This window comes from Bacillus cereus group sp. BfR-BA-01382 (assembly GCF_022663475.1).
Lineage (GTDB): Bacteria > Bacillota > Bacilli > Bacillales > Bacillaceae_G > Bacillus_A > Bacillus_A thuringiensis_S.
The window spans coordinates 1-362 of sequence record NZ_JAKUFQ010000312.1; the positions used below are offsets into that span (position 1 = coordinate 1).

Below are 362 nucleotides of genomic sequence, written 5' to 3' on the forward strand. Positions count from 1 at the left end.
CAAATTATATTATGATTCTTTATTTCAGTGGGTACTATAAAGCTAGTCCGCTCGCTTATATTCAAATGACAAAATAAAAAAGTAGCTGCTAGACTACCTCGAATTCTTCTTATCACCAAATGAAATGATATACATATTCTCCTGTTACACGCTCATCAATTCCCGCAACCCTAACGAACCTCAGTAAATCCGCCCCTTGAAGAAAATATACCGAAATCGTAACCGGTACTTGTGACCACATGAATTGATAAAGCTCATTCACTCTCTGATTCGTCGTAACAATTAAATCATTTACAGGTCCATGATTCCATGCAGAGGTTTGAACTGAAGTGAAAGAAAGATCTTTTCCATTAACCACTATT

1 protein-coding gene is annotated in these 362 nt (G+C 36.2%); it reads right to left on the bottom strand.

Annotation, left to right across the window (positions count from 1 at the left end; all coding sequences use genetic code 11):
- Positions 1-112: 112 nt before the first annotated feature.
- The gene (locus tag MR160_RS34105) at positions 113-361 is read right to left on the bottom strand and encodes a hypothetical protein (protein ID WP_242299248.1); all 249 of its coding nucleotides are present in this window, start codon (positions 359-361) and stop codon (positions 113-115) included.
- Between the last annotated feature and the right edge of the window lies 1 nt (position 362).